The sequence below is a fragment of the Streptomyces sp. NPDC058758 genome (assembly GCF_042746075.1).
Taxonomy (GTDB): domain Bacteria; phylum Actinomycetota; class Actinomycetes; order Streptomycetales; family Streptomycetaceae; genus Streptomyces.
In genome coordinates this window covers 68,483-82,923 of the sequence record NZ_JBHYPS010000021.1, presented here as the reverse complement: position 1 = coordinate 82,923, position 14,441 = coordinate 68,483, and the positions used below count along the sequence as shown (strand labels likewise).

The window sequence follows — 14,441 nt, the reverse complement described above, 5'->3', positions numbered from 1 at the left end:
GACCATACGGACGCGCCGTCGTGAGAATCCCGGCCGGCGGCGGGAAAGAAGCACGCACACAGGAAGAAGGCCGTACGTGACCGGCAGCGAGAGCGAGAACCCGGTAATTCCCTCCCCCAGCCCCAAGGACACCCGGCCCCGGACCAATCGGGACTGGTGGCCGAACCAGCTGGACCTCTCCGTGCTCCATCGGAACGATCCCCAGGCCGACCCCCTCGACCAGGGCTTCGACTACGCGAAGGAGTTCGCCGGCCTCGACGTCGAGGAACTGCGGCGGGACGTCATCGCCCTGATGAAGGATTCGCAGGAATGGTGGCCCGCGGACTACGGCCACTACGGTCCGCTTTTCATCCGGATGAGCTGGCACGCGGCGGGCACGTACCGCATCGCCGACGGCCGGGGCGGCGGCGGAAGCGGCGCCCAGCGATTCGCGCCGCTGAACAGCTGGCCGGACAACGCGAGCCTGGACAAGGCGCGCCGGCTGCTGTGGCCGGTCAAGCAGAAGTACGGGCAGAAGATCTCCTGGGCCGACCTCCTGGTTTTCGCCGGCAACTGCGCGATGGAATCCATGGGGTTCAAGACCTTCGGATTCGGATTCGGCCGCGAGGACATCTGGGAGCCGGAGGAGATCTTCTGGGGCCCGGAGGACACCTGGCTCGGGGACGAGCGCTACAGCGGCGACCGGGAGCTGTCGGGCCCGCTCGGCGCGGTCCAGATGGGGTTGATCTACGTCAACCCGGAGGGTCCGAACGGCAATCCGGACCCGCTGGCCGCCGCCCGCGACATCCGCGAGACCTTCGCCCGGATGGCGATGGACGACGAGGAGACGGTCGCGCTCATCGTCGGCGGCCACACCTTCGGCAAGTGCCACGGCGCCGTGGGGCCCGAGTACATCGGCCCGGAGCCGGAGGCCGCGCCGATCGAGCAGCAGGGCCTCGGCTGGCGGAACAGCCAGGGCACCGGCACCGGCGCCGACGCCCTCACCAGCGGTCTGGAGGGGGCCTGGACGAACCGTCCGACCGTCTGGGACAACGGCTTCCTCGACAACCTCTTCCGGTACGAGTGGGAGCTGACCACCAGCCCGGCCGGCGCCCGGCAGTGGAAGCCCACCGACCCGGCCGCCCAGGACACCGTCCCGGACGCGCACGACCCGTCGAAGCGGCACGCGCCGATGATGCTGACGACCGACCTGGCGCTGCGCATGGACCCGGTGTACGGCCCGATCGCCCGCCGCTACCACGAGAACCCGGAGCTGCTGGCGGAGGCGTTCGCCAAGGCCTGGTACAAGCTGCTCCACCGCGACATGGGCCCGGTCTCCCGCTACCTCGGCCCGTGGGTGCCCGAGCCGCAGCTCTGGCAGGACCCGGTGCCGCCGGTCGACCACGGCCTCGTCTCCGACGAGGACATCGCCTCCCTCAAGGAGCGGATCCTCTCCTCCGGGCTGACCGTGCCCCAGCTGGTCACCACCGCCTGGGCGTCGGCGGCGAGCTTCCGCGGCACCGACAAGCGCGGGGGCGCCAACGGCGCGCGGATCCGGCTCGCGCCGCAGAAGGACTGGGCGGTCAACGACCTGCCCGAGATCGGCGAGACGCTGGGCGCCCTGGACGCGATCCGCGAGGAGTTCGCCGCCGGGCGGAGCGACGGCACCCGGATCTCGCTGGCCGACCTGATCGTGCTGGGCGGCTGCGCCGCGGTCGAGAAGGCCGCGAAGGACGCCGGCCACCCGGTGACCGTGCCGTTCGCCCCCGGCCGGACGGACGCCACGCAGGAGCAGACGGACGTGGAGTCGTTCGCGGTCCTCGAACCGCGCGCCGACGGCTTCCGCAACTATCTGCGGCCGGGCGAGAAGCTGTCGCCGGAGACGCTGCTGCTCGACCGGGCCGGCATGCTCACCCTCACCGCGCCGGAGATGACGGTGCTCCTCGGCGGGATGCGGGCGCTCGGCACCGGCCACGGCGGCACGCGGCACGGGCTCCTCACCGACCGCCCGGGCGTCCTGACCAACGACTTCTTCGTCAACCTGCTCGACATGGGCACGGAGTGGAAGGTCTCGGAGCGGGACGAGAACGTCTACGAGGGCCGCGACCGGGCCACCGGCGAGCCGCGGTGGACGGGCACCGCCGTCGACCTGGTCTTCGGCTCCCACGCCCAGCTGCGGGCCCTGTCGGAGGTGTACGCCTCGCGGGACGCGGGCGCGAAGTTCGTCCGCGACTTCGTCTCCGCCTGGTCCAAGGTGATGAAGCTGGACCGCTTCGACCTGCGCTGACGGCCTCCGCCGGCACCAAGTCCGGAAGCGGGCCAGGAAGCGGCCCCGGACACGGGCCGGCGCCCGGACGGCCGTGCTGCGGCCGTCCGGGCGCCGGAAGCGCGGTGTGCCCGCGGAGCGGGAGGGGCGTCAGGTGGAGATCTCGGGGAGCAGCCCGGTGACCGGCGCGGCCTGGTCGGTGAGCTGGTGCAGCTGGTGGAGTTCGTTGACCCGGCTCAGGCCGCCGAGCTGCTCGCCGACGCCGGGGTAGCCGGCGCGGGCCTCCTCCGTCATGCCGGTGGTGGCGAGGGCGTCCAGTTCGGCGATCGGGCTGATCGGCGGGCCGAGCGGGCCGGCGGGCGCGGCGACGGCCTGTGAGGCGGCACCGCCGAGGCAGGTGAACGCGGCGGCGACGGCGAGGACCGAGGAGATGCGTCGAGGTGAGGTCACACCCTCACAACGGAACGTTCCGCCGGGGGGACACGCGACCGGCCCCGGCGTCCTCCGAACGGGCCACGCCTCCGCCGGGGCCTCCGGCCCCTCCGGGGGGCCGGAACCGCGCTGTAGGCTGGCCGTTCGAATCGAGGCCGACCCGCGTGCGGAGGACAAGTGGCCGAGCTCGTCCGCGGGACGCCCGGACTCGTGCGGGCGGTCAACGACCGCGCCGCCCTCCACCTGCTGCTCCGTCAGGGGCCGCTCACCCGGCCGGAGATCAGCCGGCTCACCGGCCTCTCCAAGCCCACCGCCTCGCAGGTCCTGGCCCGGCTCGAAGGCGCCGGGCTCGTGGTGGGCAACGGGCTGCGGACCGGCCTGCCCGGCCGCGTCCCGGAGACGTACCGGGTGAACCCCGCGGCGGCCTACGCGACGGCGCTCGACGTGACGCCGGACCGGATCGCGGTGCGGACCGCCGACGTCACCGGCGCGGTGCTCGGCGAGGCGGAGGCGCCCGTGCCGGCCGGGCCGGGCCGGGAGGCGCTGGTGGAGGCGCTGCGGGCGGCGCTCGCCCTGGCGCCGGCCCCCCGGCCGCCGCGGCGGGTCGTGGTGGGCGTGCAGGGGGCGGTGGACCCGACGACCGGCCGGCTCGGCTACGCCAGCGAGGAGGACATGGCCGCCTGGCTCTTCCCCGACGTGGAGCGGACCCTCGGCGAGGCCCTCGGGCTGCCCGTCCGGATCGAGAACGACGTGAACCTCGCCGCCGTCGCCGAGCGCGCCCACGCCGCCGCCGACTGCCCGGACTTCGTCCTCCTGTGGGCCGACGAGGGCCTCGGGGCGGCCCTCGTGTTCGGCGGCCGTCTCCACCGCGGTCACTTCGGCGGGGCCGGCGAGGTCGGCTACCTCCCCCTCCCCGGCGCCCCCACCGCCCGCGAGGCCGGCGGCCGCTACGGCCGCCACGGCTACCAGGAACTCGCCGGCGGCGAGGCGGTGCGGGACCTGCTGCGCGCCCACGGGGTGCCGGGCGAGGACTTCGCCGAGGCGGTCGCGGAGGCCGTGCGGCGGGCGGGGCACGACGAGGCGGCGCGGGCGGGGCTCGGGGTGGTGGCGGGGCGGCTGGCCGCCGGTCTGGCCTCCATCGTGACCGTCGTCGATCCGGGCGTCGTCGTGCTCGCGGGGCGGCTCTGCGCGGCGGGGGGCGAGCCGCTGCGGGCACTGGTCGAGAGCGAGCTGCGGGTGCTCGCGCACTCCCGGGCCCGGATCCGGCTGTCGGCCGTGGCCGGGAACGCGGTGCTCGACGGCGCGCTCGACCTCGCGCTGACGGCGGCCCGCGACGAGGTCTTCGGCGGGCCGCCGCCCGTCACGCACTGCCCCTGACGCCTCCTCAGCGGCCGCGGGAGAGCCAGCCCTTGCGCCCGGCCGGGGGCGGGGTCTGCCAGGGGCTCACCGGGGTGTCGTCCCCGAACAGCGGGCGGGTGCGCGGCTGGACGCGTTTGAGGCGGGCCCGCCACGGCCCGTCCGCCATCTCGAACTGGACGACGAGGGGCCCTTCGGTGAGCGGCACGGTCTCGCGCCGCTTGCCGATCTCGTTGACGACGTTCTCGTCGTCCGGCAGGACGGTGTGGTCGTCGTGGCCGGCCAGCTCGAAGACGTTGACGATGAGGTTGTCGTCGCCCCGGTAGTGGATCGCCAGATCGGCGACCCCGCCGGTGTGCAGCAGCACGTCCGGCCCCTGGAACTGCGCCTCCTCCTCGGTCAGCCGCCGGGCGGTGGCGAGCGGCGAGACCTCCACCCGCCAGTGCCCCTCGGCCTCCAGGCGGAACCGCAGGGTGCCGTGGGAGGGGACGGTGGCGAGGACCCGGCCGAAGTAGTGGTCCTCGGTGCTGTTGACGAGGTTGTCCTTCTCCTTGTTGCGCCGGTCGAGGACCGTGAGCCCGGTGTACCCCGCCTCGGGCACCTCCAGCTGCACGATGACGGGCCCCGGCGGCAGCCCCTCCACCGTGATCACCTCGTTGTCCCGCCCGGTCTCCGTGTACGGGGCGAACACCGGTCCGTACGCCCACGCCTCGTCCCGCCCGGCCGCCGCGGGCACGGGCGCCGGGGCCGGGGCCGGGTGCTGCGGGGGTACGGAGGCGGGGACGGAGACGGGCGCGGGCGGCGCGAACGCGGCGGGCGCCACGGGCGCGGGCCCGGGCCCGGGCGGCGGCGCGAAGGCCGGAGCGGGGGCGGGGGCCGTGAAGGCGGGTGGTGCCGAGAAGGCGGGCGGCATCGGTGCCCGCGGCTCCGCGGCAGCGGGCGGCACCGGCGCCGGCGGCGTCTGCGGCTCCGCACCGGCCACGTGGACGCCGTGGTCGGTGGCCAGGCCCTCCAGACCGTCGGCCCAGCCCTGTCCGACGGCCCGGAACTTCCAGCCGCCGGCCCGCCGGTAGAGCTCGGCGAGGACCATCGCGGTCTCCCCGGCCGCGTCGGTCACCTCGTAGTGGGCGACCGGGGTGCCGTCGGGGGCGAAGGCCTCGACGCCGAGGCCGGGCACGTCGCGCAGGGAGCCGCGGTCCGTGGAGCCGACCACGAGGACCCGGGCGACGTTCGGTTCGAGGGTCGGCAGGCCGAGCTCCAGCCAGTCGGTGCCGTCCTCGGCCCGAAGGAGGCGCACGGCGCCGTTCGGGTGCGCGGGCTGCCCGTGGAAGACCACGTCGGCGTCGCCCCGGACGAGCCCCCGCTCGGTGAGGAGGAGCGCCATCGCGTCCGTCCCCCGGCCGCGTACGGCGATCCGCAGCGGCACCGAGGGCACGAAGCCATTGCCCCCCTTGATCAGCGTCGTCATCGTGCTCGAACCCTTCCCCTCGTCTCCCCACCCGGTCGAACAGGAAAGATCCTCCGCGACACACGCCCCGCCGACAAGTACCGTCCCCCCGGCAGCCGCCCGCCGGAGCCGCCTTCGGCGTTTCGGCCGGTGCGGTTCCCCTTCAGCGCGCCGGCGAACGTGACGTGTCGGCGGGACGCTCCCCGGGCAGTGGGAGGCGCTGTTGTCGAAGCGGTTCCGGGGCGGGCAGGAGCTGTCCGGTGGGCAGTGGGCCAAGGTGGCGGTGGCGCGCGGGCTGTACAAGGACGCGGCGCTGCTCCTGCTCGACGGGCCGACGGGCCGACGGGCCGACGGCGAGCATGGACCCGCCGTCCGAGCACGCGGTGTACGAGGCGGTCCTGCGGGACCGGGGGCGTACCGACCGGATCACGGTGCTGGTCTCCCACCGGCTGGCGAGCGTGGCGGCGTGCGACCGGATCCACGTCTTCGACGGGGGCGCGTCGTCGAGGCCGGCCCCCACGAGGAGCTGCCGGCGCTCGGCGGCACCTACGCGGGGATGTTCGCGCTCCAGGCGGGCGGCTACCGCGGCCGCGGGGACGGCGGGGACGGGGACGGGGACGGGGACGGGGACGGCGTCGGCGGCGGCGGCTGAGGGACGCGGTCCGGGCTTTCGCGAGTGCTCCGCGCGACGCGGGGCACTCGCGGGGGTGTGACCCCGGCTCCGTCCGGGCGCCGAGGAGGTGAGGACGTGCTGCACGACACGATCGGGGTCGACGCGCCGCTGCGGCGGGTGTACGACCAGTGGACGCAGTTCGAGGAGTTCCCCCGCTTCATGCACGGCGTGGTGGCGGTGGAGCAGACCGACGAGCGGCACCTGCGCTGGCGGACGGGGATCGCCGGAATCCGGCGGGAGTTCGACACCGAGATCGTCGACCAGCTGCCGGACGAGCGGATCGCCTGGCGGACCGTGGGCGGCGGGATCTGCCGGCGGGGCGTCGTCACCTTCGCGCCGGTCGACGCCGGCCACACGCGCGTGCGGCTGGCGATGGAGGTGGAACCCGAGGGGCCGGCGGAGCGGGCGGCCACGGCGCTGGGCATCGTGTCGAGCCGGGTCTCCGGTGACCTCCGGCGGTTCAAGGACTTCGTCGAGGACCGTCACGCGGCGACCGGCGCCTGGCGCGGCCGCCTCCGCCCGGCGGACGCGGCCCGGTCACCGGCCCCGGCGACCGGGCCCGTCCCGCCCGGGTCTTCTCCGTCTCCGCCTGCGGGCCCGGCGCCGCCGTCGCCCCCGTAACCGGACTTCCGGTCCGGGCGGCAGTCGCTGCCGCCCCGCCGGCCCGCCCCTCCTGGCACCCGAAAGGCTTCGTCATGGTCCCCCTTCTGCTCGTCCTCCTGCTCATCCTGGTGCTCTTCGGCACCGGCTTCGCCGTCGAGGCGCTCTGGTACATCGCCATCGCTGTGCTGGTGCTGTGGGTGCTGGGCTTCCTGTTCCGCAGCTCGGGCTCGCGGTGGTACCGCTGGTGACCCGCGCCCCCGTCCCCGGAGCCCGTCGCCCCGTCCGGGCGGCGGGCTCCGGCACGCACCCCCCGCTTTAGTTTGATTTTCAACTACCTTTCGGGGGAAGATGACCCCACGCCCCGCCGCACGCGCGGGACGACGGTGAAGGAGCGGACAGTGAGCGACGTCGTGGCGGCATCGGCCGGGCAGCGCATCTTCCTCGACAAGCAGACCCCGGAGGCCTACAAGGCCTTCGTCCGCGCGGCGCAGACGGTCCGGGGGGCCGCCGACGACGCGGGACTCGACCGGATCCTGGTCGAGCTGGTGAACCTGCGGGTGTCCCAGCTGAACGGATGCGCCTACTGCCTCGACACCCACACCCGCGCCGCCCTCCTCGCCGGCGAGACCCCCCGCCGCCTGGGAGTGCTCGCCGCCTGGCGGGACACCGACGTCTTCACCCCGCGCGAGCGGGCCGCGCTGGCCCTCGCCGAGGCCACCACCCACCCGGCCGAGGCCGACGCGCAGGAACGCGCCTACGCCGAGGCCCGCGAGGTCCTGGACGACGCCGAACTCTCCGCCGTCGTCTGGGTGGCCATCACCATCAACGCCTTCAACCGGGTCTCGATCCTCAGCAAGCACCCCGTACGACCGAGCTGAGCGCGGCCCGCCGCACCCGGGAGGTCCGGCCGCGCGGGCCGACCAGGCTGAACGGATCGACCGGGCTGATCTGGCCGACCTGGCCGACCAAACTCTCAGGGTCCGCCGGACCAGCAGGACCGTCCAGATCGATCGGCCGACCGGGCCGACCTGGCCCGAACTCCCGGGGCGGTGGGTGGAGGGGCCGGTGGCCGGGCGAACAGGTGAGCGGGCCGGCGGGGGCGGGCGGGTAAAGTCGACTGGTCTCCCCGGCCCGCCGGGCCATCGCCCGGGCGGCCGCCCTCCCCCGTACGACAGGTCGCCCTTCCTTGCCTTCCCCCGCCGCTTCCACGCCCGCACCCGCCCCCGCTCCGCCGGCTCCGGCCGCGTCCCGGCTCCGCGCCCTGGTGCCCGCCTGGACGCGCGACCCCCGGGTGTGGCGGACGGAGGTGCTGGCGGGGCTCGTCGTCGCCCTGGCGCTGATCCCCGAGGCCATCGCCTTCTCGGTGATCGCCGGTGTCGATCCGGCGCTCGGGCTCTTCGCGTCGTTCACGATGGCCGTCACCACCGCGATCGTCGGCGGCCGACGGGCGATGATCTCGGCCGCCACCGGCGCCGTGGCACTCGTCATCGCGCCGGTGAACCGGGAGCACGGCGTGCAGTTCCTGATCGCCACGGTCATCCTCGCCGGCCTCTTCCAGATCGTGCTGGGGCTCGTGGGGGTGGCGAAGCTGATGCGGTTCGTCCCGCGTCCGGTCCTGGTCGGCTCGGTGAACTCGCTGGCCGCGCTGGTCTTCCTCGCCCAGCTGCCCGAGACCCGGAACGTGCCCGTGGCGGTGTACGGCCTGATCGCGGCCGGGATCGTCCTGCTCGTCCTCTTCCCCCGGGTGACGACGCTGGTGCCCGCGCCGCTCGTCACGATCGCCGTCCTGACCCTGGTCACGGTGGCCGCCGGAATCGCCGTGCCGACCGTCGGCGACCGGGGCGCGCTGCCGTCGGCGCTGCCGGTGCCGGGCCTGCCCGACGTGCCGTTCACGCCACACACGCTGATGACGATCGCCCCGTACGCCTTCGCCGTCGCCCTCGTCGGCCTGGTGGAGTCGCTGCTCACCGCGAAGCTCGTCGACGAACTCACCGACACGCCGTCGAGCAAGACCCGCGAGTCGGTCGGGCAGGGCGTCGCGAACGTCGTCACCGGCCTGTTCGGCGGAATGGGCGGCTGCGCGGTGATCGGCCAGACGATGATGAACGTGAAGGTGGCGGGCGCCAGGACCCGGGTCTCCACCTTCCTGGCCGGCACGTTCCTGATGGGCCTGTGCGTGGCCCTCGGGCCGGTGGTCTCGCGGATACCGATGGCCGCGCTGGTGGCGGTCATGGTCATCGTGTCGGTCGCCGCCTTCGACTGGGAGTCGGTCGCACCGCGCACCCTCCGGCGGACCCCCGTCGGGGAGACCGTCGTCATGCTGGTCACGCTCGCGTGCGTCCTGGTCTCCCACAACCTCGCCCTCGGCGTGATCATCGGCTCCCTCACCGCCGCCGCCGTCCTCGCCCGGCGGTCCGCAGGGCGCACGGCCGCCACCTCGGCCACCGCCCCACGCACCCGCCCGGGCGACGCCCCCGCTCCGGACCCGGCCGCCGCTTCGGCCCCGGCCTCAGCCTCGGCTTCCGCTTCCGCACCCACCTCCGCCGGCTAGGGGGCCGGGGCGTCGCCGTCCGGCAGCGAGCGGGCCGCCACGCGGCGCAGATGGCCGGCGAAGACCTCGGGCGCGTCCGGGGTGAGGGTGCGCAGCGCGACCATGGCGGTGATGACGACGTCGCAGAGTTCGGCCTCGACGTCCTCCCAGCTGTGGCTGGTGCCCTTGCGGGGGTTCTGCCCAGTGGCCCCGATCACCGCCTGGGCCGCCTCCCCGACCTCCTCGGAGAGCTTGAGGACCCGCAGCAGGATCTCCTGCCCCGGCGGCAGGGACTGATGGCGCGCGAGCCAGTCGTGGAGGCGGGTGACGGTGGTCCAGGTCTCTTCGTCGCTCATGCCCGCAGCCTGCCAGGTGCCCCGAGGGGGCGGAGCGGGGGCGGTCCCGGGGACCGTCCCGGCGATCGCGGTACGCGGCGGGTGATCGCGGTACGCGGCGGGCCGTGGGCGCGGGCGGCGCTACTCGGTCTCCGCCGGAAGGTCCTGGGGGTACCAGCGGAGCTCGACGGTGTTGCCGTCCGGGTCCTTCACGTAGACGGACTGGGCCGAACCGCGGGCGCCCCAGCGCGGGACGGGGCCCTCGACGACGTCGAAGGCGCCGGAGCCGATGACCTCCTGCCAGTCGAGCGGGTCGACGACCAGGCAGATGTGGTCCACGTTGGACTCGCCCCGGGGCCGGGAGAAGAGGTCGATGACGGTGCCCTCGTCGATGCGCACGGACGGGAACGGCACCTTCCCCGCCCGCCACTCCTCCACCCGCTCCGGCGCGAGGCCGAGGGGGCCGGTGTAGAAGGCGAGGGACCGCTCGACGTCGGTGACGTTGAGGACGAGGTGGTCGAAGGCTTTCACGCGCATGCGGTGTCTCCCGTGTTTCCGTTCGATGGTGCCGGTCGTACGGGGGCGATGACCGCGGCGGCGTCCGGCCGCGCCCGCCCGCCGGACCCCCGTGCGCGCGTACGCGCCCGTGACCGGCCCGCACCTCCCCCGTGCAGGTAGTGCCTATCACGGCGGACCGACCGCCACCCACCCGTTTCCGGCGGGTCGTCAGGTCGCACCCCGTCATGATCCACCTGCCGCCGTCACGCCCCGGCCCACCCGCCCCCGCCGCTGCGGCAGAAACGCCGCGAACCACTCCCGCACCACCGGAGCCATCCCCCTCGGGCGCCGTCCGACAGGCCGGGTCCCCACCGCTCCAGGGCCTGAGGCCGTAGGGGGTGCGGAGGCCGGATCCCACATTCGAGGTTCCACATCCGAGGTTCCACATCCAAGATCCGAATCCACGATCCGGGAGCCGGGATCCGGCCCCTCCCCCGCGTGAGCAGGCATTCCCTGGGAGCGCTCCCGCACCCTCCCCGCCCCTCCGGGGACCCGCCGCGTTCCAGCCGTGTCCGAAGTCTTGTCAGGTACGCGATCGCACCCCTATCGTCACCCGCCAGAAAGCGCTTTCTAGCGCTTCTTCCCAGGGACGGGACTCACGACGACACGTCACGCGCCGCCACCGAACGGCGCGGACGCCAACGAAAGGGCAGGCGAGCATGGGACGACGCTCCCCCTCCAGGCGACTCCAGGCGGCCACGGCCGCCCTGGCGGTCGCGGCCGCCACCGGCGTGATCCTGACCGTCCCGGAGGCCTCGGCCGCGGTCGCCGGCGGCGCCACCGGCTACGCGAGCCAGAACGGCGGCACCACCGGCGGCGCCGGCGGCCAGACCGTCCGGGCGACCACCGGCACCGAGATCCACGCGGCCCTCTGCGGGCGCGCCTCCAGCAGCACCCCGATCACCATCCAGGTCGAGGGCACCATCAACCACGCCAACACCGCCAAGGTCTCCGGCGACAGCTGCAACACCGCCGCCGGCGTCATCGAGCTCAAGCAGATCAGCAACGTCACGCTCGTCGGCGTCGGCGCGGGTGCCGTCTTCGACCAGGTCGGCATCCACATCCGCGAGTCGAGCAACATCATCATCCAGAACGTCACCGTCAGGAACGTCAAGAAGTCCGGCACGCCGATCTCCAACGGCGGCGACGCCATCGGCATGGAGAGCGACGTCCGCAACGTCTGGGTGGACCACAGCACCCTGGAGGCGTCCGGCGGCGAGTCCGAGGGCTTCGACGGGCTGTTCGACATGAAGGACAACACCCAGTACGTCACGCTCTCCTACAGCGTGCTGCGCAACTCCGGGCGCGGCGGGCTCGTCGGCTCCAGCGAGACCGAGCTGAGCAACGGCTTCATCACCTACCACCACAACCTGTACGAGAACATCGACTCCCGCGCTCCGCTGCTGCGCGGCGGAACCGCCCACATGTACGACAACCACTACCGGCAGCTCAACGAGTCGGGCATCAACTCCCGCGCCGGCGCCCACGCCAAGGTGGAGAACAACTACTTCGAGGACTCCAAGGACGTCCTCGGCACCTTCTACACGGACGCGGCCGGATACTGGCAGGTCGCCGGGAACGTCTTCGACAACGTGACCTGGTCCCCGAAGGGCACCGACTACAACCCCGCCGGTCCGAACCCGACCTCCAACACCACCGTCTCCGTCCCGTACGCCTACACCCTGGACAGCGCCTCCTGCGTCCCGGACGTCGTCGCGCGCACGGCCGGCGCCGGCAAGGGCCTGCTGGTCTCCGACGGCTCCTGCACCCCGCAGACCCCGAGCCCGACGCCCACCGCGACCGCCACCGCGTCGCCCACGCCCACCCCGACCCCCACGGCCACCACCGCCCCGCCGTCCGGCACCAACCTCAGCATCGGCGCCGGTGCGGACGGCTCCAGCAAGGCCGACGGGACGAGCTACGGCAACGTCCGCGACGGCAGCCTCTCCACCTACTGGTCGCCCGCCGGCACCACCGGCTCGGTGTCGGTCAAGTGGGGCTCGCCGACGAAGATCTCGTCGGTCCGCGTCCGCGAGGCGGCCGGGGCGGGCACCGTCACCGGCTGGCGCCTGCTGAACGCCGACACCGGAGCCGTACTCGCCACGGGCGGCGCGGCCGGCACGATCACCTTCCCGGCGACCACGCTGAGCAAGGTCACCTTCGAGATCACGGGCGCCACCGGCACCCCGCGCGTCGCCGAGTTCGAGACGTACGCGTAACGGCACGACGGAAGGGCCCGGCTCCCGCGCGATGCGGGAGCCGGGCCCTTCCGTCGTGGTGGCCCGAATTCACCGGACCGGGACCGGCGGACCGGCGGACCGTGACCGGCGGACCGGAATCAGCGGACCGGGGTCGCGTGGGCCGTCTCGAAGGCGGCGAAGGCGGCCTCCTGGCGCCATTCGAGGGCGGCCTTCGGGCTGCCCTCGACGAGCCGGCGGCAGGCCGCGGAGCGGACCGGGGTGCCGGGGCGCTCACCGCGGCAGGCGGGGACGGTGCGGTAGCCCTCGGCCGTCGGGTTGCCGCGCCACAGGCTGGCGCCCGGGACGAAGGCGTACTCCAGCGAGGCGCGGGCGAGGTCCTTCAGCTCCGGGTACGACAGGCCGTAGGTGCTGGCCGCGTACCGGTACTCGTGGCTGATGTCGATCCGGGACACGCCGGGGTCGTCGGTGGCGAGCACCACCGGCACGCCGTAGGCGCGGTACGTCTCGAAGGGGTGGTCCGCGCCGCGGACGCCGAGGATCTGGGCGTTGCTGGTGAAGGGCACCTCGACGGCGACCTCGCGGGCGGCCATGGTGCGGGCGGTGGCCTGCCAGTCGTCCTCGTGGACCAGGTCCACGCCGTGCCCGACGCGCTCGGTGCGGGCCACGCCGACGGCCTCGGCGATGTGGAAGGCGAGGTCCTCGGGCTTGACCAGGCCGGGCCACAGCTCGCCGGCGTGCAGGGTCACGTGCGCCCCGGGGTGGACCCCGCGCAGGTGGGCGAGCATCCGCATCTGGAGGCCGTAGTTCTTGAGGGAGCTGTCCCAGTCCTCCGGCTGGACCAGGTTGACGGCGACGAAGCGCTCGTCCCGCTCGGCCAGCCGCATGCCGAGCGCCATCTGCGTGAAGACCCGGACGGGCGTGCTGCCGCGCGACACCTGGGAGATCCAGCGGACGGTGAGCCCGCAGGCGGGCCGCTCGCGCTCGGTGCCGCAGCCGGCCGCCTTCCGGAACTCGGCGTCGCCGTCGTCGGCCTCCTTCACCGCCTCGTCGACGAGGGCGTCGAGGCGGCCGCCGGCCGTGAGCTTCTTGTACAGCGCGGCGAGGTCCGGGTCCCAGCCGACGCTGTCGGCGAGCTTGTTGGCGCTCCAGGAGGCCGGGCTGACCATCGTCTCCAGGTACGACTGGTTCTGCGCGGCGACGTCGTCGGCGAACTCGGCGAGCAGCTTGCCCCGGTGACGCCACGTCACCTCGCCGAACTTGCCGAAGGTGTCGAAGAAGTGGTCGTGGCCGTTGCCGTCCGGCGGGAAGTCCTCCATGGACCAGGCGCGGACGAGGGCGTCGTGGAAGGCCCCGTCGCCCGCCGCGTCGGCGGCGGGCCGGGTGCCGGGGCCGCAGGGCGGGACGACCGCCGTCATGGTGGCGGTGTCGACGCAGAGGCCGTCCTCGGCGGCGAGGGTGATCAGGTACTCGGTGGAGACGGCTCCGGAGAGGTGGTTGTGGAGCTCCCCGCCCTTGGGCATCATCCGGAAGAACGCGTCGAGCCGGGCGGGCTGTTCGCGTACGGCCTCCAGGTAGGCGTCGGTACGGGCCTCGGCCGGGGTCGGCACCCGGGGCGCGGCGGCGGGCCCCGCGGCCGGGAGGGCGGCGGTGGCCGCCGGCGCGCCGGCGGGGTGGGCGGAGGCGGGGAGGGCGGCGCTCAGCGGCAGCAGGCCGAGCGCGGCCACGGCGGCCGGGAGGAACCGGCGGCGCGTGGCGGATCGGTGGGGCGTAGTCACCCGGGCATGATCGTGAACTCCGTGCGGTCCTCGGGGCCGTTGAAACGCCGTACCGGACCCGACCACCCGACCGAGTGACCGGTTCCACCTCGAACGAGTGATCCTGGGGAACACGTTCGGGTGCCCGCCTCCGCACACGCTGCCGGGCGGGACAGGTCCGGGCCTCGCCGAACCGGCCCGAACCCTGCCGGGCCGGGGCGGGCAGGGCCGAACCGAGCCCGGGCAAGGCCGAGCCCGGCCGAGCCGGCCGGGCAGGGCCGAACCAGGCAGGACCCAGCCTGGCAGG

13 protein-coding genes and 1 pseudogene are annotated in these 14,441 nt (G+C 74.4%); 9 read left to right on the top strand and 5 right to left on the bottom strand.

Translation table 11 applies throughout. From position 1 onward, the window contains the following. The first annotated feature begins 76 nt into the window (after positions 1 to 76). The gene (katG, locus tag ACFW6A_RS23505) at positions 77 to 2,266 is read left to right on the top strand and encodes a catalase/peroxidase HPI (protein WP_386480010.1); all 2,190 of its coding nucleotides are present in this window, start codon (positions 77 to 79) and stop codon (positions 2,264 to 2,266) included. Positions 2,267 to 2,395: 129 nt separating this feature from the next. Here the strand turns inward: katG and ACFW6A_RS23500 are convergent, their stop codons facing one another. Beyond that, positions 2,396 to 2,695 carry a hypothetical protein gene (locus tag ACFW6A_RS23500; RefSeq protein ID WP_351856910.1) on the bottom strand — a complete coding sequence of 100 codons (300 nt, stop codon included), beginning with the start codon at positions 2,693 to 2,695 and terminating at the stop codon, positions 2,396 to 2,398. Between the two features lie 159 nt (positions 2,696 to 2,854). Between ACFW6A_RS23500 and ACFW6A_RS23495 the strand changes: the two genes are divergently transcribed. Then, positions 2,855 to 4,054 carry an ROK family transcriptional regulator gene (locus ACFW6A_RS23495; protein ID WP_351856908.1) on the top strand — a complete coding sequence of 400 codons (1,200 nt, stop codon included), beginning with the start codon at positions 2,855 to 2,857 and terminating at the stop codon, positions 4,052 to 4,054. A 7-nt stretch (positions 4,055 to 4,061) separates the two neighbouring features. Here the strand turns inward: ACFW6A_RS23495 and ACFW6A_RS23490 are convergent, their stop codons facing one another. Further along, entirely contained in the window at positions 4,062 to 5,501 is a 1,440-nt protein-coding gene (locus ACFW6A_RS23490; protein WP_386642512.1) for a TerD family protein, read from the bottom strand. A gap of 202 nt (positions 5,502 to 5,703) precedes the next feature. Between ACFW6A_RS23490 and ACFW6A_RS23485 the strand changes: the two are divergent. The 6 genes and pseudogenes from ACFW6A_RS23485 to ACFW6A_RS23460 form a co-directional block, all read left to right on the top strand. Beyond that, a pseudogene (locus tag ACFW6A_RS23485) lies at positions 5,704 to 5,805 on the top strand (hypothetical protein); the annotation flags it as partial. Positions 5,806 to 5,946: 141 nt separating this feature from the next. Beyond that, positions 5,947 to 6,132, top strand: coding sequence for a hypothetical protein (locus tag ACFW6A_RS23480; RefSeq protein WP_386642578.1), 186 nt, complete (start codon positions 5,947 to 5,949; stop codon positions 6,130 to 6,132). 96 nt (positions 6,133 to 6,228) lie between these two features. Beyond that, positions 6,229 to 6,774, top strand: coding sequence for an SRPBCC family protein (locus ACFW6A_RS23475; RefSeq protein WP_386642509.1), 546 nt, complete (start codon positions 6,229 to 6,231; stop codon positions 6,772 to 6,774). A gap of 74 nt (positions 6,775 to 6,848) precedes the next feature. Beyond that, complete coding sequence (locus ACFW6A_RS23470) at positions 6,849 to 7,004, top strand: hydrophobic protein (RefSeq protein ID WP_351856901.1); 156 nt, start codon at positions 6,849 to 6,851, stop codon at positions 7,002 to 7,004. Between the two features lie 150 nt (positions 7,005 to 7,154). Beyond that, a complete protein-coding gene (locus ACFW6A_RS23465; RefSeq protein WP_351856899.1) occupies positions 7,155 to 7,634 on the top strand; it encodes a carboxymuconolactone decarboxylase family protein in 480 nt (159 codons plus the stop codon). A 308-nt stretch (positions 7,635 to 7,942) separates the two neighbouring features. Next, positions 7,943 to 9,307 (top strand): SulP family inorganic anion transporter, encoded by a 1,365-nt coding sequence (locus tag ACFW6A_RS23460; RefSeq protein WP_386642506.1) that lies wholly within the window; start codon positions 7,943 to 7,945, stop codon positions 9,305 to 9,307. Here ACFW6A_RS23460 and ACFW6A_RS23455 read toward each other — a convergent pair. Both ACFW6A_RS23455 and ACFW6A_RS23450 read right to left on the bottom strand, forming a co-directional pair. Beyond that, a complete protein-coding gene (locus ACFW6A_RS23455; protein ID WP_351856896.1) occupies positions 9,304 to 9,642 on the bottom strand; it encodes a MazG-like family protein in 339 nt (112 codons plus the stop codon). The two genes, ACFW6A_RS23460 and ACFW6A_RS23455, sit on opposite strands and share 4 nt — an antisense overlap. Positions 9,643 to 9,762: 120 nt before the next feature. Then, positions 9,763 to 10,158, bottom strand: a complete 396-nt coding sequence (locus ACFW6A_RS23450) for a VOC family protein (RefSeq protein ID WP_351856894.1) — start codon at positions 10,156 to 10,158, stop codon at positions 9,763 to 9,765. Positions 10,159 to 10,838: 680 nt separating this feature from the next. Between ACFW6A_RS23450 and ACFW6A_RS23445 the strand changes: the two genes are divergently transcribed. Further along, positions 10,839 to 12,398: a polysaccharide lyase family 1 protein gene (locus tag ACFW6A_RS23445; RefSeq protein WP_386642503.1), complete on the top strand. Its 1,560-nt coding sequence runs from the start codon at positions 10,839 to 10,841 to the stop codon at positions 12,396 to 12,398. Between the two features lie 119 nt (positions 12,399 to 12,517). On the opposite strand, the gene ACFW6A_RS23440 is transcribed toward ACFW6A_RS23445, so the two are convergent. Next, a complete protein-coding gene (locus ACFW6A_RS23440) occupies positions 12,518 to 14,155 on the bottom strand; it encodes an adenosine deaminase (protein WP_386642500.1) in 1,638 nt (545 codons plus the stop codon). Positions 14,156 to 14,441: the final 286 nt, after the last annotated feature.